This window comes from Caldicoprobacter algeriensis, assembly GCF_023838525.1.
Taxonomy (GTDB): Bacteria; Bacillota; Clostridia; order Caldicoprobacterales; family Caldicoprobacteraceae; genus Caldicoprobacter; species Caldicoprobacter algeriensis.
Genome location: NZ_JAHUQD010000001.1, coordinates 170,388 through 193,213, shown reverse-complemented (window position 1 = coordinate 193,213; position 22,826 = coordinate 170,388). Strand labels below are relative to the sequence as shown.

Here is a 22,826-nt window from a genome sequence, read left to right as displayed (position 1 = left end):
TGGTTCTCAGTTTCAACCCTTGCATTCATCCCCGCCCTGCAAGGACGAGGCTTTCTGCAGAATTCTTGTAATAACCGTTACGATAATCTTCTCTTTCTTTAGTCCTTTCATATGGTTCGGCTTTAATCTGTTCGGTAGCCTGTGCCTGCAGTACTTGATTCAATACAGACTCTAGTAACTTAGCCATACCTTCATCTTTAGCTCCTTTTAAAAAAAGATAGTGCAAAATTTCAGAATCAATGGTAATATTGTATTGAGCCATTTCTCATCCCTCCAGTTAGTTTTGGTTTTTACATTTTTAATTCTAACCAGAGGGGTGGGGGTGGCTCAACCCCTTTTTACACAATTATATGGACTTAACTGATAAAAAAGCCTTGCTTTTTCTGAAGCAGGGCTTTTACTTTTTAATATCGATTCAGAGAGTGATCTTCTTAACAATGGAGTAACAGAAGAACTTTCTGTCTAGAAAGAAGGCGTAAGGTTCAATAGCATAACTCCTTTGTACGGGTTAGATAACAATATCAATGCTTATCTGTTTGAATTATCATATGAAAACAATGTTCCTGCTGGCTATATAGTTGTAAACACTAATAGAAATAATCCCCCTATTGTGGAGTTTTCATTTAGTCAGTTACCATTTTTATACCAGGCAGAGAAAAACATTAGAAAGACAGAAAATATTTTGGCTGCAACTAAAAAGAAATTTTACTATTTGGGCGGATTAACATATGTAATTGGTTTTAATGATGGTAGACAAGAAGTATATTATGATATTACAGTCACGCAACCGATCAGCAAAAGTAAAACTGAACTTCAACAAATTGAATTAAACAGTTTTTCTTATAGTGAAGAGTGTGATGTTTCCAAAGAGTGGGCAGTGCTGTTGGATGATTCTGCTCAGGGGAGTAATCCTCCTGTTGGTGAACCGATATATATACCTGGAAATTACGAAAGTGGATGGGAAGACTGTACGTATGACTGGTGCTACGGGATGGGAAATTCTTACTTTACAACGGGTTATCCTGGTTTTCAGGGGCCAGATAACTGTGCGCCTACAGCAGGAACAAATTACTGCAAGTATTGGACGTTGAGGGACCCATCTACATTCAGCAGTTTATACCCTGGAAACTGGGCCACTTTGCACAACACCCTGTATGTGTTGATGAAGACAAATGAAGGTCACAAAGGAACTTATGACTCAGATTTAAGGACTGGCTTGGTTAATTACATTGATTCAAGATGTCATACAAGTCCCACATCAAGCTATAAATATAATGCGAGTACGGTGTCAGATTTTGATACATGGATTAAGGCGGAAATAAATAATGGCAGGCCGGTAATATTAAGCTTGCAGCAAGATCAATATTACAATAAAGAAGGTGGTCATGCTGTAGTAGGGTTTGGATACATCAGATATAAATACTCAGGGGCGTGGAGGAGTCATTATATTTTACTGGCAGACGGCTGGCGTTCCATTCCCGACAGATATATACACTATCAAACGGGCAGGGATCACATGAACGTTATAAGGATCAATCCATATTAATGTTGGAGGGAAGGAAGTGAGCTGGATGAGCATAAAACGGATAATATCTGTTATTTGTGTATTATTATTTCTAGCGGGCTGCCAGAACGATAGTGCTGGGTCACGCGAAGCTGAACCTCGGGTATATGAGGAAGTGAAGCTGGGTGAAGTATACAGCGATGCTTTTGAGGGAATAACAAAAATAAGGATTATGAGTGGTCACGGGAAAGAGCTGTTTATTGATGACCAGGTAACCATAAACGATATCATTGAGAAGTTTAAAGAGCTGGTGATAAAGCAGCTGCCCCCGCCCAAAGAAGATTCTACAGGCTTTTCATATTCCCTGAGCTTTTACAGGGGTGAAGATATATCCGTAGTTATTACGTCTGGATTATGGAGTGTCAGAATAAATAGAATAGATTATGAAGTCATACCGCGGTCTTTACTGCATGATATTGAGAAGATGATAGAGAGCTTGTATGATTAGTCTGTGTGGTCATGAAAAAAAAGCTTGCTTATAAAGATTTTTCCCAATTACGGCTGGGTGATAATTTGCAGAAGGTGGAACAGATTGACCCTGTTATACCGTTGTACAGGAGAGTTTTCGATGAAGCAACGGATCACGTGCTTAAGCTGAATAAGGAAATGGGAATATATCTGACCTCTGTGCACCTGCTTACAGACGGTATACTCAAAATTGAATACGACAGGACAGATGACGGAGAGTATGTTATCACAAATATTGTGTATAATGAAGATTTTATTCTTAATGGATTGGATGGGCAAACATGCTACAGAATACATGAAGTGGATTATGTGGATTAAATAAAGTTATAAATGCCAAAACAGGAATAATAACAATAACGATTGAGGGTAAAGAAATAAAAGGTAGAGTAAAAATTGGGGGGCAACAAAAACAGAGTATGCCTAACAATCCGTCGAAGGAAGCAATTATAACCTACTATGCAATAGATAGAGCAGGAGCTGAATAAAACACATGTTCAGCTCCTGCTCTTTTTTTGTCATATCCTTGGTTACATCGCAATAAATTAATAGCAAGGTGTTATAAGCGAGGTGCTGTACATGAGGGTCATATACGTATCCAGAATACAGGCCATACGTATGCTTGTGGTGCTTGTGCTGGTTATAATCTCCATAATATACACTCAGACCACACAGTATGACGTCATAAGCGTGTTTTTAAACACCAAGCGGGAACTGCCGATATACTCGGTGGAAACCGATGAGAAGAAGATTGCCATATCCTTTGACGCAGCCTGGGGGGCTGAATATACTGACGAAATATTGGATATATTGAAGAAAAGGAATATCAAGGCCACGTTTTTCCTTGTGGGGTTCTGGGTTGACAAGTATCCCGAAAAGGTGAAGAGGATTGCATCTGAAGGCCATGAGATAGGCAATCATTCCACCACCCACCCACACATGTCCCAGCTAAGTAGCCAGCAGATCCGAATGGAGATTGAGACCACCCAGAAGAAGATAGAAGAGCTTGCTGGCGACAGGGCTGTTAAGCTGTTCAGGCCCCCTTTTGGGGATTACAACGATAGGCTTATCCTTACATGCAGAGAGATGGGATACTATACCATACAGTGGGATGTGGACTCGCTTGACTGGAAGGAATACGGCGTTGAGCACATGTTCAACCAGGTAACCAAGAAGGTGCGCAACGGCTCAATCGTGCTGTTTCACAACAATGCCAAATACATCGTACAGGCGCTTCCTCTAATTCTGGATCACCTTCTCAAGGAAGGCTATACCATCGTTCCGGTATCGGAGCTTATTTACAAGGACAATTACTATATAGATCACACGGGCCGCCAGAGGAAAATAGGCACATGAAGGGCGAATAAAATGTCCATCAGTTGAATAGCTATAATTTAGATAATGTTGATGTGCTGTTACCGGATTGAAGTGCAAAACGTTATGGATGAAATGACTCTAGGAAGGGAGAGGGATAAAATGGTAGAACACACTTCAGAAAACAACCAGGTTTTGGTGGCCGGCAAAGTAGACTCCCCGCCCACCTTTGCGCATGAGATATACGGCGAAGGTTTCTATAACTTCACCCTGGCGGTGCCTAGGTTGAGCGGATACATAGACCTTTTGCCTGTTACGGTTTCCGAAAGGCTAATCGATATAGGCAAACTTTCGGTGGGTACCGAAGTGATTGTAAAGGGGCAGTTCCGATCATATAACAAATACCTCGACGGGAAAAACAGGTTGATACTTACGGTGTTTGCCAAGGACATAGCCATGAAGAACGAAGAGATAAAAAATCCAAACCAGATTTATCTTGATGGGTATATATGTAAACCACCTGTCTATAGGACGACGCCGCTTAATCGGGAGATAGCCGATGTGTTGCTGGCCGTCAACAGGCCCTACAATAAATCTGATTATATTCCTGTTATAATGTGGGGGAGAAATGCGCGGTTTTCACAGAATCTGGCGGTTGGCCAGCGCATCAGGATATGGGGCAGGATCCAGAGCCGGCCTTACCAGAAAAAGCTGCCCAGCGGTGAAATACAGGACAGGATAGCCTATGAGGTGTCGGTTTCAAAACTTCAACTGATAAACGGGTGAAATAAAGTGTCTTCGGACACTTTATTTCTTTTCTAGGCTTACATATTGTGCTAAAATAAAAAAAGAAGAACCCTTATGATTTGGGTTCTTCTTGAGCGTTGCTTGTAGGAGCGGGTATAAGCAACCGTTGACCGGGATAAATCAGGTCGGGGCGTGGGATGTTGTTGAGGCGAATCAAGGCATCCAGCGGCACGTTAAACTTTTCCGCGATGCTGTAGAGGGTATCTCCAGGCCGTACGATGTATATCTTACCGCCCGGTGGTGGCTTTGGGGGTTCCACGCCTGGTATGAATATCCTTTGGCCGGGATAAATGATGTATGGAGGCGGGATCTGGTTTACCCTTATGAGTTCGGTTAGCGATATGTTGTATCTCTGCGCAATCCTGTACAGCGTATCACCAGGCTGCACGATGTAGTAGAATCCTTCTTCGGGTGGAACAGGCCCTTTGGGGATTTCCAGCAGCTGTCCTGGATAGATCAGGTTGGGATTGGGAATGTTGTTTACGGCGAGAATGGCTTCTACCGTGGTGTTGAATTTCCGTGCGATCTTGTAGAGGGTATCGCCTGGCTGTACTATGTATGTCATCAACTTTCCCTCCTTTAGGCGCTGTATTATTATATCTATATGCGGTATGGCGGGAATATGTTACTGTTTTTTTATGAAATGATGGTTGTTTGGGGATATAATGGTTAAAGGAAATTGCAAAGTTCCTATTTAGTATAACTAGCTGAAGTTTTTTAACCTAGTAGTTGCAAGAAGTTTCCATTCTCTATAAGATGGAGATGAATTGCAAATTTGGTCGGAACGCCCCGAATTCACGCCTGTGGAGATACCAAATGGTGTCGTTGAAGCAGGAAGCTCCATCTTCTATAAGATGGAGTAGTTCACGGAATGCTTACATGAATGAGAAGTATAGGCAGCTATATGTTCTCGATATTTTATTGTGTAGAACTTATCATAAGATGGAATGGTGGTTGCAAGAGCGTCGCGTGGTGTCGTTGTGTCAATTGGGTGGCGCACTGTCGCTGCATATGAGGCTGTTCCAAATACCGCCTGTTGGGGTGGGACAGCCTTAAATGGCGGACTACAAATACCCCAACCTTCTAAACTGGTGCGGCTATTGCACCGTTTAGATGAACGGGCCAGGGAAATGGAATATCGTTCTAAAATCAAGGATGAACTGGTTGACCAGCTGTTTAAGGCCATATTGAGCCTTGAGACCATGGAGGAATGCTACCGCTTTTTTGAGGACCTGTGTACCGTGAACGAGATCAAATCCCTGGCACAGAGGTTGGAGGTGGCCAGGATGCTCAAAGAGAAGAAGACCTACAGCGAGATAGCTGAAAAGACTGGGGCCAGTACCGCTACCATAAGCCGGGTAAACAGGTTTTTGCTTTACGGATCCGATGGATATAATATCGTGCTGGACAGGATATCCAAAAAGCAATCAAGATAAAAAGCGGGTGAAGGTTTTATGTCAGAGGATATGAAAAGCAGATTTCGTGCGCTGAGGGATAAGATAATCGAGCTGCAGTACCGGCATTTGAACGAGATGCAGAGGAAGGCGGTGCTGACCACACAGGGGCCTCTGCTGGTGCTGGCAGGTGCCGGTTCGGGCAAAACGACGGTGCTGGTAAATAGAATTGCACACCTGCTTAAGTTCGGCTGTGCTTACGGGAGCGACTATGTACCAAAAGACTTGACGCTCCAGGATATTGCTTATATGGAGGAATATATAGACCGATGCCAGGACAGCGGTGCGGTAATTCCACTGCCCGAGCGCCTTTTTGCGCTGCTGCGCTACCGGGTTGCCTTTCCGCGCAGCATACTGGCCATTACCTTTACAAATAAAGCGGCGAAAGAAATGAAAGAAAGAATAGTTCAGCTGGTGGGGGAAGCGGCCTATGACATATGGGTCAGTACCTTTCATTCCACCTGTGTGAGGATACTCAGGCGGGAAATCGATAAGATAGGGTATTCTCGAAATTTCGTTATATACGACGATTCCGACCAGTTGACGGTGGTCAAGGATTGCATCAAGGAACTTAATCTCAACGAGAAATACTATGACCCCAAAGAGATCAGAAATTTGATAAGCCGCCTCAAGGATCAGATGGAGGGGCCGAGGGAATACATGGACGGGGTAAGGGGGCAGTTCAGGGAAGAGAATATAGGCCGCATATATCAGCTTTACGAGACCAAGCTCAAAAAGAACAACGCCCTGGATTTCGGCGATCTCATAAACAAGACCGTAGAGCTGTTTCGCTTGAGGCCGGATGTACTGGATTACTATCAGAAGAAATTCCAGTACATACTGGTTGACGAATATCAGGACACCAATATGGCCCAGTACATGCTTATAAAGATGCTTTCGGAGTTTCATGGGAATGTCTGTGCTGTGGGAGATGATGACCAGGCAATTTACGGTTGGCGAGGTGCCGATATAAGAAACATACTGGAATTCGAGAGGGATTTCCCTAGCGCTACCGTCATCAAGCTGGAGGAGAATTATCGCTCATCCCAGACCATACTGGATGCGGCCAACAGCGTCATTCAGAACAATAGAGGTCGAAAGCCCAAGAGGCTGTGGACACAGCGCAAGCATGGCGACAAGGTGCGGATATACCAGGCATACGACGAACACGACGAGGCTGATTTCATATGCCGCCAGATCAAGGATTTGATGCAGCAAGAGGGGCGCAAAGCAGGAGAGTTTGCGGTGCTGTACCGCGTGAACGCGCAGTCCCGCGTGCTGGAAGAGGCCATGATAAAATACGGCATTCCCTACCGGATATACAAGGGATTGCGGTTTTACGACCGCAAAGAGATAAAGGATGTGATTGCGTACCTGCGCGTCATTGTAAATCCGGCCGATGACGTGAGCTTGAAACGCATAATAAACGTTCCCAAAAGGGGTATAGGGCCTGCAACGATAGAAGCGCTTGAGAGAGCGGCGGCAGAGATGGAGGAAAGCATATTTGGCGTTGCTATAGACCTTGATAAGAATGGAGTGCTTTCGGGCAGGGCTGCTGCCAGCGTGAAGGCGTTTGTCGACCTCATAATGCGGCTTATAGCCTTGAAGGATACCATGGGCATAGTGGATTTTGTCCACACGGTGCTGGAAGAGACGGGATACCGTAGCGAGCTGGAAAGAGAAGGCACAATGGATGCCCTGGCCCGTTTGGAGAATATAAAGGAGTTTATCTCGGCTGCCACGGAATTTGAAGAGGCCAACCAGGGGGCTAACCTGGTGGACTTCCTGGAAAACATCGCGCTGGTGTCCGACGTTGACCAGGTGGGAGAGGACGAATCGGCTGTGGTGCTCATGACGCTGCACAGCGCCAAGGGACTGGAGTTCCCGGTGGTCTTTATGGCGGGCTTAGAGGAGGGGCTGTTCCCTCTTGCCAGGTCGGTGGACAATCCGGATGAGCTGGAAGAGGAACGCAGGCTGTGTTACGTGGGCCTCACTCGGGCCAAGCAACGGTTGTATCTTTCCTATGCCCGGAACAGGACCCTCTACGGCAGTTCGATGCTAAGCATGCCCTCGCGGTTTATAAGCGAGATCCCTGAAGAGCTGGTGGAGCCGGCCACGGAAGGATATGCATTCAAATTTGGCGATTTTGGTATCAAAAAGGGTACAAGCGTTGACCCGGTTGTCAGCTTTAACCTGCCCGGGAAGGTGACAAAGGAGAAAACCGGCCCATCTCCCAGGTTTGCGCTGGGGGACAAGGTTCTCCATCAGAGGTTTGGTGTGGGGACCGTAGTTGCCATGGACGGTGAGGGTGCCGACCTTCGAATTCAGATCGCTTTTGAGCAGGGTGGCATTAAAAAATTTATGGCCAACCTGGCCCCACTTAAAAAGCTTTAATGGTAAGACGAAATAATTTTAGCTTTAAGATGGTGTGGTGGTGTGTATGGATATCAAGCAAGCAAGGGAAGAGATTGAAAAGCTCAGGGAAGAGATAAGGAAGCACGACTATTACTATTATGTCCTGGACCAGCCGGTTATATCGGACGATGAGTATGATGCCCTGATGAGGCGCTTGATTTGGCTGGAGCAGGTGTTCCCCGAACTTGTGACCCCCGACTCGCCCACTCAGAGGGTGGGTGGACAACCCTTGAAGGCGTTCGGTACGGTGCAGCACAGGGTACCCATGCTCAGCCTGGCCAACGCTTTCAGCGAAGGGGAGCTTAAAGACTTCGATCGTCGGGTGAGAAACGCGGTAGGCGATGATGTCGAGTATGTAGTCGAATACAAGATAGACGGGCTGTCAGTTGCCCTGTGGTATGAAAACGGGGTGTTTGTACGCGGGGCTACCCGGGGAGATGGATACACGGGCGAGGATGTAACCGAAAACTTAAAGACCATAAGGAGCGTCCCGCTAAAGATCAACAAGCCCTTTACCCTTGAGGTGAGGGGCGAGGTCTTTATGTCCAAAAAGGATTTTGAGGTCCTAAATGAGCAGCGGCGTGAGCAGGGGCAGCCTTTATTTGCCAATCCGAGGAATGCTGCTGCAGGGTCTTTAAGACAGCTTGACCCCCGTGTGACGGCTTCCAGGCCTTTGGACATCTTCATATTTAACCTTCAGTACATAGAGGATGGTCAAATGCCGGAAACCCATTGTGATGCCCTTGAGCTGCTGCGCGAGATAGGGTTTAAGGTCTCCCCTGTTTTATGCCGTTCACGGCATATATATGAAGTTATCGACGTGTGCCTTGGGTGGCATGAAAAGAGGCATTCGCTGTGGTTTGACATCGATGGCCTTGTGATAAAGGTCAATAATTTGAGGCAGAGGGATATGCTGGGGGCCACCACCAAAAATCCCAGATGGGCCATTGCCTACAAGTTCCCTGCCGAGCAAAAGGAGACGGTGATACGCGACATAATCGTGCAGGTGGGAAGAACGGGCGTTTTGACCCCTACTGCGGTGTTTGACCCGGTGCCGGTGGGAGGTTCTATAGTCTCGCGAGCCACCCTTCACAACGAAGATTACATAAAGGAAAAGGATATACGTATCGGGGATACGGTGGTCATCCGAAAGGCTGGGGATGTGATACCCGAGGTTGTAGAGGTCAGGAAGGAAAAGAGGACCGGGAACGAAAAACCCTTCGTAATGCCCAAACGATGCCCGGTATGCGGTGCCGACGTCATACGCCTTGAGGGCGAAGCAGCCACCAGGTGTACCGGGAATGCATGCCCGGCCCAGATTAAACGCCTGGTAATCCATTTTGCCTCCAGGGATGCCATGGATATACAGGGCATGGGCCCGGCTGTAGTGAATCAACTGCTTGATAGAGGGATTATCAAAGATGTGGCCGACCTGTACTATTTGAAGTACGAGGATTTAATCGGAATCGAGAGGATGGGCGATAAATCCGTCAGGAATCTTTTAGGGGCCATTGAACAGAGCAAAGATAGGGGACTTGCACGGCTGCTGTTTGGCTTGGGCATTCCGCTGGTGGGTGCAAGAGCAGCCCAACTGATAGCGCAGCACTTTGGCCACATCGATAGGATAATGAGGGCAAAGAAAGAGGATTTTCTGGAGATTGAGGAGATAGGAAACAAGATCGCTGAAAGCATAGTGGCCTTCTTCCAGGAGGAACAGAATGTCAGGATTATAGAGAAGCTCAAGGCAGCTGGAGTATTGATGGAGCAGCCGGGTTTGTCGCTTCGCGACGAGTCGCTAAAAGGGTTGACATTCGTTTTGACCGGTACTTTGAGCAACTATACGCGCGAGGAGGCCACACGGCTTATTGAGGAAAGGGGCGGAAAAGTTTCAAGCAGCGTTAGCAAGAAAACCAATTACGTGGTGGTAGGCGAAAATCCCGGGAGCAAGCTGGAAAAAGCACGGGCTCTGGGCATTACTATACTCAATGAGGAGGAGTTCAAACAGCTGCTGGGCATAAAATAGTCCTAATTTACTATCTTTGAATCATTGATTTTTTGACAAATTTGTGTTTAAATATGAGATAACAATGGTAAATTTGTCATTTCTTGTTTTATGATCTGCAAATTTAATGAGGGGAAGGGGGTGAAGTATTGGGTAGACGAGTTTTGGCATGTCTGCTGGTTGTACTCATGCTATCAGCACTACTCCCACAGCAAGCTTCGGGGGCTACTCTGTTGAGGCGAGGTAGCCGCGGCGCGGCTGTTCAGCAGCTTCAGCAGCAGCTCATTAAGCTGGGTTTTTTGCAGGGTAGTGCTGATGGTATTTTTGGGCCTCAAACCGAAGCAGCTGTCAGGAGCTTCCAAAAAGCCTACGGTCTGAAACAGGATGGCATAGCCGGTTCGGCAACGCTGGGCAAGCTAGTGGAGGTTTTATCCGGCTCTACAGGAAGCAGTGGCTCATCATCTGCACCTGCACCAGAGCCGCCGTCGCGAAGCGAAAGCTCAAGCGCCCCAATCACCACGACGTTGAGGCTTGGCAGCAGGGGAAGTCAGGTTGTGACGCTGCAAAGGCGGCTGAACGAGCTGGGATACAACTGCGGTGCAGCTGATGGGGTGTTTGGCTCCAGGACGCGGCAAGCGGTGATGGTCTTCCAGAGGGACAACGGCCTGGCAGTGGACGGCATAGTAGGGCCTAAGACCATTGCAAAGCTGTTTGCAGTAAATAATCCGCCACAGAATCAAAATCCTGAGCCTTCTGCACCGCCGTCTAATGATAAGCAAACCAGCGGAGGCAGCGAAAATGGCAACCAGAATGCTACTCCGCCAATCACCACGACGTTGAGGCTTGGCAGCAGGGGAAGTCAGGTTGTGACGCTGCAAAGGCGGCTGAACGAGCTGGGGTACAACTGCGGTGCAGCTGATGGGGTGTTTGGCTCCAGGACGCGGCAAGCGGTGATGGCCTTCCAGAGGGACAACGGCCTGGCAGTGGACGGCATAGTAGGGCCTAAGACCATTGCAAAGCTGTTCCCGGTACAGCCGCCACAGAATCCACAACCGCAACTGCAGCCGCAGCCACAACCTGAGCCCAAGCCAGAACCAAAGCCTGAGCCGGAACCACAACCACAGCCACAACCTGAACCGCAGCCTGAACCCGGTTTTACGCAGTTCCACGGTACGCCGGGGGCGTTGACCGGCAAGGTAATATTTGTGGATGCCGGGCATGGTGGGACCGACCCAGGTGCCACTAAAGAGCATCAAGGCTATGGCCTGGTGAAGGAAAAGGACATGGTTCTTGATATGGCTTTGAGGCTCAAACGTATACTGGAAGAAGCCGGTGCCACGGTGATACTTACCAGATCCGATGATAGGTATTATTCCCTGTTTTACCGGTCGGCTTTGGTAAACACCCATATTCTTCAGACCGAGCTGGCTGCAGTGAAGAAGGATAGGGATGCAGCTGTAGAGGCAAAGCAGGTTAAGGAAGAGCAAATAAGCAAATTGGAGTTTGCCAAGGCAAACCTCCCGCAGTATGAAGTACGGCTGAATGAACTTCAAGGTAAGTTGGAGCTTATTGAAAAGTACGAGGAATACTTGCAGAAGGAGCAGCAGGTAAGTGATGTGGCGAAACAGCTGGAGGACCTGACAGCACAAAGAGATGCACTTATGCAGGAATACCAAGCCATCGTCATCGATACGTCCAAGCTCAATGGGGATGTTCAAAGCCTGAATGCTGCATTGACCGCCTTAGAGGTAGAGCAGGAGAAGAAAGCTGCACTGCTTGAACAGTTCAATAAAGTGAAGGTGGATCTGGAAGCAGTCAACACAGCTCTTAATGAGAATGACGTTGCGAAAGCTACACAAGCAGCAGAGAAGTTCGGCCAGGATATTGGTGATTTAGCAAATATGGTGAATGATCTGGAAATTGATGAGGCAGTGAAGGAACCTGTGATCGGCCCGATCAATCAGATCATCAACGAAGATCTGCCGCAGGTGAAAGAACTTCTAGCGCGTAAAAAATCCTTAGAAGAGCAGCTGGCTCAGGTGGATGCCCAGATTTCAGATTTAGAAGAACAATTAGCACAATTGCAGCAAGATGTAGAAAAGCTGGCCGAAGAGCTGGGACTTCCTGAAAGTCAGGCCGATTTGGATAAAGCGCTGGCAGAAGAGGATAAAATTAATGCAGATTTGGAAGGTGTTAAACAAAGTATCGACAAGATGAAGGCAGATATAGCTAACCTTGTAGATATCGAGAAAGGTATTGGAGAGATAATATCGCAAATTGAAGACAAGCTCCCTGTTCTCGAGCAAGAGAAAAAGGCCCTGGAGGAAGAGATAGCGGCTAAGGAGGAGCAAATTTCAATCTTAAGCACCAGGATCCAGCAGTTTAAGGTATATTTGGACAATCCAGGGATGACCGACAGAGTGGATATATACGCAGAGCAGATGGTAAACGGCAAGAGGTACGCAACTCCCGATTTGGTTGAGGTGTTCGACCTTACGCGCCAGAAATACCAGGATAACTATCTGTTTATTTCCCTGCACTGCAACTCTACTCCAGGTGATGGTGACCAGACTTCAGCGTCAGGAATCAGCGTATTTTACAGGGATAACGGGCCATACGCCTATAACGGTACATACGGCGTAAATGTAGAGTACTACAAGGGATACAATGCCGCAGAAAGAGAGAGGTTTGCAAAAGTTTTACTGCAGCAGCTCAACGCTACCACCAATTTCTCCAAGAAATATACCGTCCCATACAAGGCCGATTTCAGCGTGCTCAGGGAAAATAACGTGATTTCGGTACTGGTGGAGGTAGGCTTTATCAACAACCCCAATGACAGGGCATTGTTGATAAAGGAACAGACCCGTGAGGACGTGGCTGCCGGCATATACAAGGGAATCGTGGAGTATTATAAGAGATAGTTATGGAAGCGGGCTTGATAGAAGCCCGCTCTTTTTTTGACTTCAGAAAAAACCATAGGCTTTTTGTAAAATAAAAACTGTTTGACTTTCAGTTAAATAGTGGTACAATATTATAAGCAAATATTTAAAGATATAATGTGTTAAACGGAGGAAAGACGTGAATATAGGCAAAATATCAAATGAATTCTTAAAAAATCAGATTATTTCGAAGTTAACAATTAAACGCAAAGATGTATTGCTGGGGCCGGGTATAGGCAGGGACTGCAGCATATTGGATTTTGGTGAGGAGTTGTGTATAATTTCAAGTGACCCGATAACTGGGGCGTCTAGCCAAGTGGGATACATAGGGGTTCACATTTGCTGCAACGATATAGTGACCACTGGTGCCGAAGTAGTAGGGGTGACGCTGACCGTTTTGGCTCCACCGGATGCTGAGGCTGCAGACATTGAGCAGGTGGTGGTAGATGCCGAACGTGCGGCCCGGGAGCTTGATATAGATATTCTGGGCGGCCATACAGAGGTTACAGACGCTGTTTCCAGGATGGTACTGTGCCTCACAGCCATTGGCAGGGTCAGGAAAGAAAAGGTGGTATCATTTGCAAGCGCTCAAGCCGGAGACGACATAGTGATTACCAAAAAAGCAGGCATGGAGGGCACAGCCATTTTAGCGCATGACAGAGAAGACCTGTTGTCGCGCCATTTTCCTGAGAAGCTGGTTCAAAGGGCCAAGGATTTTATAAAATGCATTAGCGTCGTGAAAGAGGGCAGGCTTGCCAGTTCTTTTGGCGTACACGGAATGCACGATGCAACCGAAGGCGGTGTGCTGGGAGCCATATGGGAGATCAGCGAGGCTATGAGTAAAGGGGTTGAGATAGATATAAGGCGGATACCCGTAGCTACTGAGACTGCAGCCATCTGCCGCTTCTTCGATATAGACCCTTTGAGGCTTATCTCGAGCGGCTGCATGGTTATAGTGACGCCAGAAGGGGAGAAACTTGTCGAGTTTCTCAACGCCAACGGCATCGAGGCTGCTGTTGTAGGCAGGGTTATAGATGACACCGCTAAATGGCTGTTGACCGAAGAGGGGCGCATTCCTCTTGACCCACCAGGTGCCGACCAGCTTTATAAAGCGCTGCGTTTTACATAAATCTCCTCAAAACGGGGTAAAAAGCCGGTTTTTAACGGATGTAATTTGTGTTATAATACTGATTGAACCTGCGATAGCTGTATTATACAGATTGAATGGTCTAAATTTTGAAAACTGGTCTTATAAATCCGTCATAATTTGGGAATTTCATGACTATAATACAAAACGAAGAAACGGAGACGGTAAGTATGATCTACAGCATGACGGGATTTGGCAGAGGCAAGATAGAAGAACAGGGCAGAGAGATGTCTATAGAAATAAAGACGCTAAATCACCGTTTTTTAGATGTCTATGTCAAACTGCCACGCACTCTGTCGTTCCTTGAAGAGGATATAAGGAGCATGGTTCAGCAGCATCTGGCAAGAGGGAGGGTGGAAGTAACCGTAAGCTACTCTAGCCAGCGAAGCGATGCGGTGGACGTACAGGTCAACCAACCTCTTGTGGAGGCTTATCTGGCATGCTTTAATAAACTGGCGCAGGAGTATAACTTGCGAAATGATATTTCCGTATCATCGTTGCTCAATATTCCTGATGCTTTCGTCGTCAACGAAGTGGAAGAGGACCAGGAAGCGCTCAGGCAGATGGCAAGGGCTCTTATGGAACAGGTACTCCACGAAGCAAAGGAGATGCGCAGGAAAGAGGGAGAAAACTTAAAGGGCGATCTGCTGGAGCGCATAAAGAAAGTAGAATCCATGTTGAAATGCATCGAGCAGCGAGCTCCTCAAGTTGTGGATGAGTACCGCGAAAAGCTGAGAAACCGGCTCAAAGACCTGCTTCAGGGTTCAGAGCTGGACGAGAACCGCTTTAATATGGAAGTGGTGTACTTTGCCGAAAGGTGCAACATAACCGAGGAGATAGTGAGGCTCTTCAGCCATCTCGAACAGTTCAGAGATGCTCTGGAATCTACCGAGCCGATAGGCAGGCGGCTTGATTTCCTGGTCCAGGAGATGAACCGGGAGGTCAATACCATCGGCTCTAAAGCAAATGATTTGACCATAATTAACCTTGTGGTTGATATAAAGAGTGAGATAGAGAAGATAAGGGAACAGGTTCAAAACATCGAGTAAAGCTGAAAAGGAGAGTGTGGTATGAGTATTAAGTTGGTCAACATAGGATTTGGGAATATAGTTTCAGCTAATCGCCTTATAGCAATTGTCAGCCCCGAATCGGCGCCTATAAAGAGGATCATACAGGAGGCGCGCGAGAGGGGTATGCTCATCGATGCCACCTATGGTAGAAGGACCAGGGCTGTCATAATCACCGACAGCGACCACGTTATATTGTCTGCCGTTCAACCCGAGACGGTAGCTCATCGCGTCAATGCAAAAGATAATGTTCCTTCCACTTCCACAGTATCTGAAGAAGAGGAGGAGTAAAGATAAGCAGTGAAGTTCACCATGTTCAATAAAGGGCTGTTAATCGTGGTATCAGGTCCTTCGGGTGCTGGGAAAGGTACTATATGCAGCGCGTACCTCGAAAGAAATCCCCATGCCATACTTTCGGTGTCGGTGACCACACGCAAACCCCGTGTTGGAGAAAAGGAAGGGGTTAACTATTTTTTTAGGGACAAGGAAACTTTTCTCAAAATGGTAGAGAATGGTGAGTTTTTGGAGTATGCCGAGGTTTACGGCAATTATTACGGTACTCCCAAAAAATTCGTTGAGGAAGAGCTGGCTGCCGGCAGGGATGTTATACTGGAGATCGATATACAGGGGGCACTGCAGGTAAAGGAGCGCTTCCCCGAGGCGGTGTTCGTGTTTATAATTCCTCCTTCTATGGAGGAGCTCAAGAAGCGCATTGTCAAGCGTGGAACGGAGGATGCAGAGACCATCTACAGGAGATTTCAAAGCGCCTATGAGGAGTTGAACTATATCTCCCGCTATAATTACGTTATCATAAATGACACGGTGGACAGCGCTGTAGCCAAGCTGGAGGCCATTGTACTTGCCGAAAAATGCCGTGTTGATAGGAACAAAGAGCTGTATTTAGAGCTGACAGGGAGGGGTTGAGAATGCTTTATCCGTCGCTGAATGACCTCATGAAGAGGGTTGATAGCCGTTATACCCTTGCTGTGGCGGTGGCAAAGCGCGCAAGGCAGCTGGTTGCAGGGGCAAAGCCTTTGATTTCGACCCAGTCCAGCAAGCCTGTCACCATCGCAACCGAAGAGATAAACGCAGGCAAGGTATTATACAAACGGACAAAAGAAGGTATAAAGTGAGATGGATGCTGTAAAGGATAAAAAGATCGTCATTGGTATAACGGGCGGGATCGCTGCATACAAGGCAGCCGAGGTTGTAAGCTCTCTTGTCAAAAGGGGAGCACAGGTAAAGGTTATAATGACAGCTCATGCCATGGAGTTCATAAAACCTCTTACGCTGGAAACCCTGTCGGGCAATCCGGTTTACTATGACATGTTTTCCAGGCCCGGGGCCTGGGAGATAGACCATATATCCCTTGCAAAGTGGGCTGACCTGCTGGTGGTGGTACCTGCCACCGCCAATATTTTGGGTAAAGTGGCCCACGGTATAGCCGATGACCTTTTATCCACCACCATCATGGCCACCAGAGCGCAGGTCATATTTGCCCCTGCCATGAACACCAATATGTACACCAATCCCATCGTTCAGGAGAATATGAGCTTTTTAAAGAGCAAGGGGTATATGTTCATCCCGCCGGCTGCCGGAAGATTGGCCTGTGGCGACTATGGCGAGGGCAAGCTGGCCGACGTCCAGGATATACTTGACGTAATCGAGAATTATTTCTCGAGAAAGAGCGATTTAAAAGGTTTAAGGATACTGGTGACTGCCGGCCCAACGAGAGAGTATCTGGACCCTGTCAGGTTTATCAGCAATCCTTCATCGGGCAAGATGGGTTATGCCATTGCCGCCGCATGCGCTGAAAGGGGAGCTGATGTGGAGCTGGTATCAGGCCCTGTATCCATATCGCCGCCACCTGGAGTAAAGCTTTACCGGGTTGAAACGGCTAAGGAGATGTTTGAAAAGGTGATGGAGATCTTTCCGTTGTGTCACATGGTTTTCAAGGCTGCGGCGGTAGGGGATTACCGTCCTGAAACGTACTACCCCACCAAGATAAAAAAGGACAACGACAGATTAACCCTGACGCTGGTAAAGAACCCGGATATATTGAAAGAGCTGGGCAAACGCAAAGGCAAATGTATACTGGTTGGGTTTGCAGCCGAAACGGAGAATATCGAGGAATATGCCATGAAGAAGATGCGTGAGAAAAACCTAGATTTCATAGTGGCAAACGATGTGACCCGGCAGGGCGCAGGGTTTGAGAAAAACACAAATGAGGGCTTATTGGTTACCCGCGAGGGAGAGGTCATCGCCATCCCTCAAATGGACAAAAAGGAATTCGCGCACAGGATAATCGATGAGGTTATAAAGAGATGTCCTGCTTTGTGCCAGGGTTCAAACTGAACTGAAGGGTACCTTGCTTGTACCCTTTTTGTTTAGTTATTCTTTAGTTATTTATTGCAATATTGTTTAATGATTTGTTAAAGATGGTTTGGAAAATGCGTTTACAATATACAGCTGCTTTGTTTGGTATACGGTTCAGATGAGGGGGAGTTTGGTGGAAGGCGGCGTCGTCTATGCTGGTGTGATAATTGATCAGGCCCATCCCTCGCTTGACAGGGTATTCCATTATATAATACCCCCCGAGTTAAGAGAAAGAGTTCAAGTAGGAATGAGGGTACAGGTGCCGTTTGGCACGTCAAACAGGATGGTGGAAGGCTACGTAGTCAGGCTGGATACCGCAGCTGATGTACCAGATGATAAAATCAAGGCGATAGACAGTGTGCTGGATGATTATCCCGTGCTCCCTCAGTCCATGATCCCTCTTATAGGCTGGATGAAAGAAGAGTATCACTGCCTGTCAATAGAGGCCATCAGGTGTATGATTCCTCCCGGCCTCAGAGCCAATGTCAAAAAGAAGGCTCAGAAGCTGGTATTTTTAAACGATTATGGGGATGTGGTGGAGGAGCGCATTGATCATATCGCCAGAAAGTCTAAATACATGACCGATGTATTGAGGTTGCTGGCCCAGCAGGACGGTATACCGCTTGAAGAGGTAAGGGCAGTTACTGGAGCACCGTTGTCCAGCATAAAAAGCCTGGAAAAGCGGGGATGGATTCGCATAGAACAGCAGGAGGTATACCGCAATCCCTGGGATTATGAACCGGATACAGGCGTTCAGCCCAAGGCTTTAACCGACGAGCAGAGATCGGCCATTGAAACGCTGGAAGCGGCGCTCATCAGGGGCTGCGGTAAGTTCCTGCTCCAGGGTGTGACCGGCAGCGGCAAGACCGAGGTGTATATCCAGGCCGCACAAAAAGCCCTGGCTTTAAATAAACAGGTCATCGTGCTTGTACCCGAGATATCCTTGACCCCTCAAACGGTGGAGCGATTTAAAAGCCATTTTGGCCAGCGGGTGGCCATACTGCACAGCGGCTTGTCTCTGGGTGAGCGATATGATGAGTGGCGTAGGATTAGAAACCAGCAAGTGGACGTTGTGGTGGGGGCGCGTTCGGCCATTTTTGCGCCCTTTGAGCGGCTGGGCCTTATCATCGTGGATGAGGCCCATGAGGACAGCTATAAGTCGGACATGCAGCCCAGGTACCATGCGGTGGGGGTTGCCCGCAAGAGATGCGAGCTGGAAGGAGCGGTGCTTCTGCTGGGCAGTGCCACGCCCTCCCTTACCGATTATTACCTGGCAGAGAAGGGGATGTATAAAACGATAAAGATGAAGCACAGGGTGGATCATCGACCTCTGCCGCCTGTGGAGATTGTGGACATGCGCAAGGAGATAGAGCTGGGCAACCGTAGCATACTAAGCGGTGCGCTTTACCGTGCACTGGCCGATGTGTTGCAAAAAGGCGAACAGGCCATACTGCTGCTCAACCGCAGGGGCTATGCACAGTTTGTCTCGTGCCGCTCGTGCGGATTTGTGGTAAAGTGCCACAACTGCGATATATCGCTGACCTACCATGCTTACGATAAAACGCTAAAGTGCCACTACTGCGGGGCCAGCTATCCATATCCCAACGTATGCCCGGGCTGCGGCAGCAAGTACATCAAGCATTTCGGGATTGGGACCCAGCGGGCCGAGGAGGAGATTAAGAAGCTGTTTCCTCAGGCCCGCATAATAAGGATGGATATGGATACCACCTCGACCAAGGGGGCACACCAGCGGATTTTGAGGGCGTTTGGAGAGGGAAAGTATGACATCTTGCTGGGTACGCAGATGATCGCCAAGGGACTGGATTTTCCAAGGGTGACGCTTGTGGGGGTAATCGCAGCCGATACTTCGCTGCACCTGCCCGATTATCGAAGCAGTGAAAAGGCTTTTCAGCTGATAACCCAGGTGGCCGGCCGTGCCGGACGAGGGCCGCGGGGCGGAAGGGTTATCATACAGACATATCAGCCGCAGCATTACGCCATACAGTTTGCAGCGAGGCACGATTACGTTGGATTTTACAGCAGGGAAATAGAGATACGCAGGCAGTTTTTGTATCCCCCATTTTCACACATCATCAGAATACTGATGATGGACGAGAAGGAAGAGGACCTCATAAGGCTGGCCATTGACACCAGAGATTGGCTGAAACAAAGGATTGACGGCAGCCCGGTGTTGAAACAGGGGTTGATTGATGTAGGGGCATATTCGGCGCCTCTCGAGAGGATCAACAACAGGTACCGATGGCAGGTGCTCATCCGCATCAGGCCTGACGACATATACAAACAGGCATATCATCGGCTCATGGATGAGTGTCTGGAAAGGCTGATGGGCGTCAAGGAAACCACCATTGTGGATTTTTATCCATTGAGTCTGCTGTAGAAAGGGATGATTGATTTGGCAATAAGGAGGATCATGATATACGGCAAGGATGATGTGTTGCGCAAGAAGTCCAGACCGGTAGAGAAAATCGATGAAAGGATTCTGGAACTGCTGGATGACATGGCCGAGACCATGAGGCATGCCGACGGGGTAGGCCTGGCAGCCCCGCAGGTGGGGATACTGCGAAGAGTGGTGGTAATCGATGTGGGCGAAGGATTGATCGAGCTCATCAATCCCGAGATTGTAGAGTCCTCAGGACAGCAACGGGGTGCAGAAGGGTGCCTGAGCATCCCGGGAATGAGGGGAGAGGTAATACGACCCGAAAAGGTCAAGGTAAAAGCTCTCAACAGAAAAGGGGAGCCAATCGAAATCACCGGAACCGGATTGCTTGCCCGGGCGCTATGTCACGAAATCGATCACCTGGATGGCATACTGTTTATCGATAAGGTGGTTCCGGGGACGCTGGTGGAGGGATGAATGTGCTGAGGATCGTATTCATGGGCACACCAGAATTTGCTATACCGTCTCTTGAAGCCATTGTAAGCAGCGGCCACGAGATAATAGGTGTGGTTACCCAGCCAGATAAGCCTAAGGGCCGGGGGAAGAAGCTGGCGCCTCCCCCCGTTAAAGAATGGGCTCTTGCAAGAGCCATACCGGTCTATCAGCCCGAAAAGGTAAGGGATCCAGAGTTTATCAGGATATTAAAAGAGCTGGCGCCCGACCTCATAGTTACTGCTGCCTACGGACAGATACTGCCAAAAGAGATACTCGATATCCCGCCACTGGGATGCATAAACGTCCATGCGTCTTTGCTGCCCAAGTACCGCGGCGCTTCGCCCATTCAACAGGCATTGATAGACGGGGAGACTGAGACGGGCATAACCATAATGTATATGGATGTGGGTATGGATACTGGTGATATAATACTTCAGAGGAGCACTCCCATACACCCCAATGAGCAGGCCGATGAATTGCATGACCGGCTGGCTGTGCTGGGTGGGCAGGCGCTGGCAGAGGTGCTGGAGCTGTTTGAAAAGGGGCGACCCGCCGGACGTCCTCAAGAGCATGACAAGGCCACTTACTGTAAAAAGATAGACAAATCCATGGGCAATATCGATTGGACCCAAAGCGCTGTCCGCATCAAAAACCTGGTGAGGGGGTTGACGCCCTGGCCCGGAACTTTTACCTTCCTTGGGGACCAGCGCATAAAAGTATGGAAGGTACAGGAATGGGAATACTCTAAACTGGGAACCTATACCCCCGGGCAGGTGGTGGCGGCCGATCAGCGCCAGGGACTGGTGGTGGCCTGCGGTGATGGCTTTTTGCGGCTTGTCAAAATACAGGGGGAAGGCAAAAAGGTCATGGAGGATATTGAGTTCTTGAGGGGTAACCCGATACCGGTGGGTGCTGTCTTCCGAAGTGAGCTATCTTCGGAAGTGCCCCAATCGTGTGAAGAGAAAGAGTAATAGAAACGACCTAGTATAAGTATTGCTTAAGGAGAATTGTGGAGCGAATACTATGGAGACTAAAACCGATGTTGCAAGGGATACCGCTTTGCGAATATTGAAAGAGATAAACCGTGATGGGAAATACGCCAACATAAGCTTGAAGCACCATTTGAGGAGAGCCAGGTTGCCTAACAGGGATGCCGCTTTTGTGACTCAGTTGGTTTATGGCACTTTGGAGCGGCAGATCACCATTGACTGGATTTTGAACAAGTTCTGCAGTTTAAAGCGGGCCAATCCCTGGGTAATAAACATATTGAGGATGGGCTGTTACCAGATCATGTATATGGATAGGGTGCCTGACTTTGCGGTTTGCGATGAATCGGTCAAGTTGTGCAAGAAGTACTGCAATAAGGCTCTGGCGGGCTTTGTAAACGGCGTGCTCAGAAACATCGTAAGGCATAAGGACGACATTTCGTTTCCCTCAAAGGAAGACGACCCGGTGCTCAACTTATCGCTTACTTACAGTTATCCCGTATGGCTGGTAAAAAAGTGGATTGACGATTATGGCATAGCGGTGGCAGAGGCCATGGTGATGCCTGCCGTGAGCGATGGCGATTACGTCACAATAAGGGTCAACAGAAACAGGATAACAAAGGATGAGCTTAAAGAGCGGTTCATGCAGCAGGGTATCCAGTGTGCAGATGGCCTGTATATAAAGGATGAAGCTTTAAGGCTCCGTTCTGCCGGCGATATTGAGAACAACCTCCTGTATGCGGAAGGCCTTTTTACGGTACAGGGCGAGAGCTCCATGCTGGTTGTTCGCGTTCTTGATCCCAAGAAGGGCGAGCTTATTATAGATGCGTGCAGCGCTCCAGGCGGTAAGGCCACCCATATGGCCGAGCTGATGGGGAATCAGGGGCGCATATTGGCATGGGATGTCCACCTTCAAAGGGTCGAGTTGATAAAGCTTAACGCCGAGAGGCTGGGGGCTACCATCGTTGAGCCACAGCAGCAGGATGCCCGGAAGTTTCAGGCATGTCTTGAGGGGCAGGCTGATCGAGTGCTCATCGATGCCCCGTGCAGCGGATGGGGGGTCATATACAAGAAGCCCGATATAAAGAACAGCATAAGGCGGGAAGACCTTGATGAACTTTATGAGCTTCAAGACCAGATCATTTCCACTTGTTCCCGTTATGTAAAGCCAGGAGGTGTACTGGTCTACAGCACATGTACCATGAATGTGGACGAAAACCAGATGGTTATTGAGAAATTTTTGCAGCATAATCCCCACTTTATACTGGATGATTTTACGTATTTATTACCGGAGGGCTTAAAAGATTCAGTTATTCGGCCGGGAATGATTCAGCTTATCCCTTCCAGGGATGGAATAGATGGATTTTTCATTGCCAGGCTAAAGAGGATGAGGTGAC

At 48.2% G+C, this 22,826-nt stretch carries 20 protein-coding genes and 1 pseudogene; 19 read left to right on the top strand and 2 right to left on the bottom strand.

Annotated elements, in window-relative coordinates:
- Positions 1–43: 43 nt before the first annotated feature.
- Positions 44–262 (bottom strand): annotated as a pseudogene (locus KVG29_RS01025) (transposase); the annotation flags it as partial.
- A gap of 237 nt (positions 263–499) precedes the next feature.
- Here KVG29_RS01025 and KVG29_RS01020 point away from each other — a divergent pair.
- The 5 genes from KVG29_RS01020 to KVG29_RS01000 all read left to right on the top strand — a co-directional run bounded on the left by KVG29_RS01020 (position 500) and on the right by KVG29_RS01000 (position 4,129).
- A complete protein-coding gene (locus KVG29_RS01020; protein WP_252225788.1) occupies positions 500–1,546 on the top strand; it encodes a C39 family peptidase in 1,047 nt (348 codons plus the stop codon).
- 16 nt (positions 1,547–1,562) lie between these two features.
- On the top strand, positions 1,563–2,012 hold the full coding sequence (locus tag KVG29_RS01015; RefSeq protein WP_252225787.1) for a hypothetical protein: 450 nt from the start codon (positions 1,563–1,565) through the stop codon (positions 2,010–2,012).
- Between the two features lie 11 nt (positions 2,013–2,023).
- Positions 2,024–2,350 (top strand): hypothetical protein, encoded by a 327-nt coding sequence (locus KVG29_RS01010; RefSeq protein WP_252225786.1) that lies wholly within the window; start codon positions 2,024–2,026, stop codon positions 2,348–2,350.
- Between the two features lie 258 nt (positions 2,351–2,608).
- Positions 2,609–3,385 carry a polysaccharide deacetylase family protein gene (locus KVG29_RS01005; protein WP_252225902.1) on the top strand — a complete coding sequence of 259 codons (777 nt, stop codon included), beginning with the start codon at positions 2,609–2,611 and terminating at the stop codon, positions 3,383–3,385.
- Between the two features lie 84 nt (positions 3,386–3,469).
- Positions 3,470–4,129 (top strand): single-stranded DNA-binding protein, encoded by a 660-nt coding sequence (locus KVG29_RS01000; protein WP_252225785.1) that lies wholly within the window; start codon positions 3,470–3,472, stop codon positions 4,127–4,129.
- A 73-nt stretch (positions 4,130–4,202) separates the two neighbouring features.
- Here the strand turns inward: KVG29_RS01000 and KVG29_RS00995 are convergent, their stop codons facing one another.
- Positions 4,203–4,715 (bottom strand): LysM peptidoglycan-binding domain-containing protein, encoded by a 513-nt coding sequence (locus tag KVG29_RS00995; RefSeq protein WP_252225784.1) that lies wholly within the window; start codon positions 4,713–4,715, stop codon positions 4,203–4,205.
- Between the two features lie 565 nt (positions 4,716–5,280).
- Here KVG29_RS00995 and KVG29_RS00990 point away from each other — a divergent pair.
- From KVG29_RS00990 to rsmB, 14 genes are all read left to right on the top strand, one after another.
- The gene (locus KVG29_RS00990; RefSeq protein WP_252225901.1) at positions 5,281–5,586 is read left to right on the top strand and encodes a YerC/YecD family TrpR-related protein; all 306 of its coding nucleotides are present in this window, start codon (positions 5,281–5,283) and stop codon (positions 5,584–5,586) included.
- Between the two features lie 30 nt (positions 5,587–5,616).
- Positions 5,617–7,998 carry an ATP-dependent helicase gene (locus KVG29_RS00985; protein ID WP_252225782.1) on the top strand — a complete coding sequence of 794 codons (2,382 nt, stop codon included), beginning with the start codon at positions 5,617–5,619 and terminating at the stop codon, positions 7,996–7,998.
- A gap of 46 nt (positions 7,999–8,044) precedes the next feature.
- On the top strand, positions 8,045–10,042 hold the full coding sequence (gene ligA, locus KVG29_RS00980) for an NAD-dependent DNA ligase LigA (RefSeq protein WP_252225780.1): 1,998 nt from the start codon (positions 8,045–8,047) through the stop codon (positions 10,040–10,042).
- Between the two features lie 128 nt (positions 10,043–10,170).
- Positions 10,171–12,942 (top strand): peptidoglycan-binding protein, encoded by a 2,772-nt coding sequence (locus tag KVG29_RS12345; protein WP_276576320.1) that lies wholly within the window; start codon positions 10,171–10,173, stop codon positions 12,940–12,942.
- A gap of 157 nt (positions 12,943–13,099) precedes the next feature.
- On the top strand, positions 13,100–14,089 hold the full coding sequence (locus KVG29_RS00955; protein WP_252225778.1) for an AIR synthase family protein: 990 nt from the start codon (positions 13,100–13,102) through the stop codon (positions 14,087–14,089).
- Between the two features lie 188 nt (positions 14,090–14,277).
- A complete protein-coding gene (locus tag KVG29_RS00950; protein WP_252225776.1) occupies positions 14,278–15,156 on the top strand; it encodes a YicC/YloC family endoribonuclease in 879 nt (292 codons plus the stop codon).
- Between the two features lie 21 nt (positions 15,157–15,177).
- Positions 15,178–15,465, top strand: a complete 288-nt coding sequence (remA, locus tag KVG29_RS00945; RefSeq protein ID WP_252225775.1) for an extracellular matrix/biofilm regulator RemA — start codon at positions 15,178–15,180, stop codon at positions 15,463–15,465.
- A 21-nt stretch (positions 15,466–15,486) separates the two neighbouring features.
- Positions 15,487–16,098, top strand: coding sequence for a guanylate kinase (gene gmk / locus KVG29_RS00940; RefSeq protein WP_252225899.1), 612 nt, complete (start codon positions 15,487–15,489; stop codon positions 16,096–16,098).
- A 2-nt stretch (positions 16,099–16,100) separates the two neighbouring features.
- The gene (gene rpoZ / locus KVG29_RS00935) at positions 16,101–16,307 is read left to right on the top strand and encodes a DNA-directed RNA polymerase subunit omega (protein ID WP_252225774.1); all 207 of its coding nucleotides are present in this window, start codon (positions 16,101–16,103) and stop codon (positions 16,305–16,307) included.
- Position 16,308: 1 nt separating this feature from the next.
- Positions 16,309–17,529 carry a bifunctional phosphopantothenoylcysteine decarboxylase/phosphopantothenate--cysteine ligase CoaBC gene (coaBC, locus tag KVG29_RS00930; protein WP_252225773.1) on the top strand — a complete coding sequence of 407 codons (1,221 nt, stop codon included), beginning with the start codon at positions 16,309–16,311 and terminating at the stop codon, positions 17,527–17,529.
- Between the two features lie 139 nt (positions 17,530–17,668).
- Complete coding sequence (gene priA / locus KVG29_RS00925) at positions 17,669–19,948, top strand: primosomal protein N' (RefSeq protein WP_252225772.1); 2,280 nt, start codon at positions 17,669–17,671, stop codon at positions 19,946–19,948.
- A 15-nt stretch (positions 19,949–19,963) separates the two neighbouring features.
- Positions 19,964–20,425, top strand: a complete 462-nt coding sequence (gene def / locus KVG29_RS00920) for a peptide deformylase (RefSeq protein ID WP_252225771.1) — start codon at positions 19,964–19,966, stop codon at positions 20,423–20,425.
- Complete coding sequence (fmt, locus tag KVG29_RS00915) at positions 20,422–21,414, top strand: methionyl-tRNA formyltransferase (protein ID WP_420840503.1); 993 nt, start codon at positions 20,422–20,424, stop codon at positions 21,412–21,414. Before def ends, fmt begins: the two co-directional genes overlap by 4 nt.
- A 52-nt stretch (positions 21,415–21,466) precedes the next feature.
- On the top strand, positions 21,467–22,825 hold the full coding sequence (gene rsmB, locus KVG29_RS00910; RefSeq protein ID WP_252225770.1) for a 16S rRNA (cytosine(967)-C(5))-methyltransferase RsmB: 1,359 nt from the start codon (positions 21,467–21,469) through the stop codon (positions 22,823–22,825).
- The last annotated feature ends 1 nt before the right edge of the window (position 22,826 follow it).

What these genes read in the sequence shown, in the direction of transcription:
- KVG29_RS01010 (WP_252225786.1), top strand. Translation starts at nt 2,024, where the DNA reads ATGAAAAAAAAGCTTGCTTATAAAGATTTTTCCCAATTACGGCTGGGT.
- KVG29_RS01005 (WP_252225902.1), top strand. Translation starts at nt 2,609, where the DNA reads ATGAGGGTCATATACGTATCCAGAATACAGGCCATACGTATGCTTGTG.
- KVG29_RS01000 (WP_252225785.1), top strand. Translation starts at nt 3,470, where the DNA reads ATGGATGAAATGACTCTAGGAAGGGAGAGGGATAAAATGGTAGAACAC.
- KVG29_RS00995 (WP_252225784.1), bottom strand. Translation starts at nt 4,715, where the DNA reads ATGACATACATAGTACAGCCAGGCGATACCCTCTACAAGATCGCACGG.
- KVG29_RS00990 (WP_252225901.1), top strand. Translation starts at nt 5,281, where the DNA reads ATGGAATATCGTTCTAAAATCAAGGATGAACTGGTTGACCAGCTGTTT.
- KVG29_RS00985 (WP_252225782.1), top strand. Translation starts at nt 5,617, where the DNA reads ATGAAAAGCAGATTTCGTGCGCTGAGGGATAAGATAATCGAGCTGCAG.
- ligA (WP_252225780.1), top strand. Translation starts at nt 8,045, where the DNA reads ATGGATATCAAGCAAGCAAGGGAAGAGATTGAAAAGCTCAGGGAAGAG.
- KVG29_RS00950 (WP_252225776.1), top strand. Translation starts at nt 14,278, where the DNA reads ATGATCTACAGCATGACGGGATTTGGCAGAGGCAAGATAGAAGAACAG.
- remA (WP_252225775.1), top strand. Translation starts at nt 15,178, where the DNA reads ATGAGTATTAAGTTGGTCAACATAGGATTTGGGAATATAGTTTCAGCT.
- gmk (WP_252225899.1), top strand. Translation starts at nt 15,487, where the DNA reads ATGTTCAATAAAGGGCTGTTAATCGTGGTATCAGGTCCTTCGGGTGCT.
- rpoZ (WP_252225774.1), top strand. Translation starts at nt 16,101, where the DNA reads ATGCTTTATCCGTCGCTGAATGACCTCATGAAGAGGGTTGATAGCCGT.
- coaBC (WP_252225773.1), top strand. Translation starts at nt 16,309, where the DNA reads ATGGATGCTGTAAAGGATAAAAAGATCGTCATTGGTATAACGGGCGGG.
- priA (WP_252225772.1), top strand. Translation starts at nt 17,669, where the DNA reads ATGAGGGGGAGTTTGGTGGAAGGCGGCGTCGTCTATGCTGGTGTGATA.
- fmt (WP_420840503.1), top strand. Translation starts at nt 20,422, where the DNA reads ATGAATGTGCTGAGGATCGTATTCATGGGCACACCAGAATTTGCTATA.
- rsmB (WP_252225770.1), top strand. Translation starts at nt 21,467, where the DNA reads ATGGAGACTAAAACCGATGTTGCAAGGGATACCGCTTTGCGAATATTG.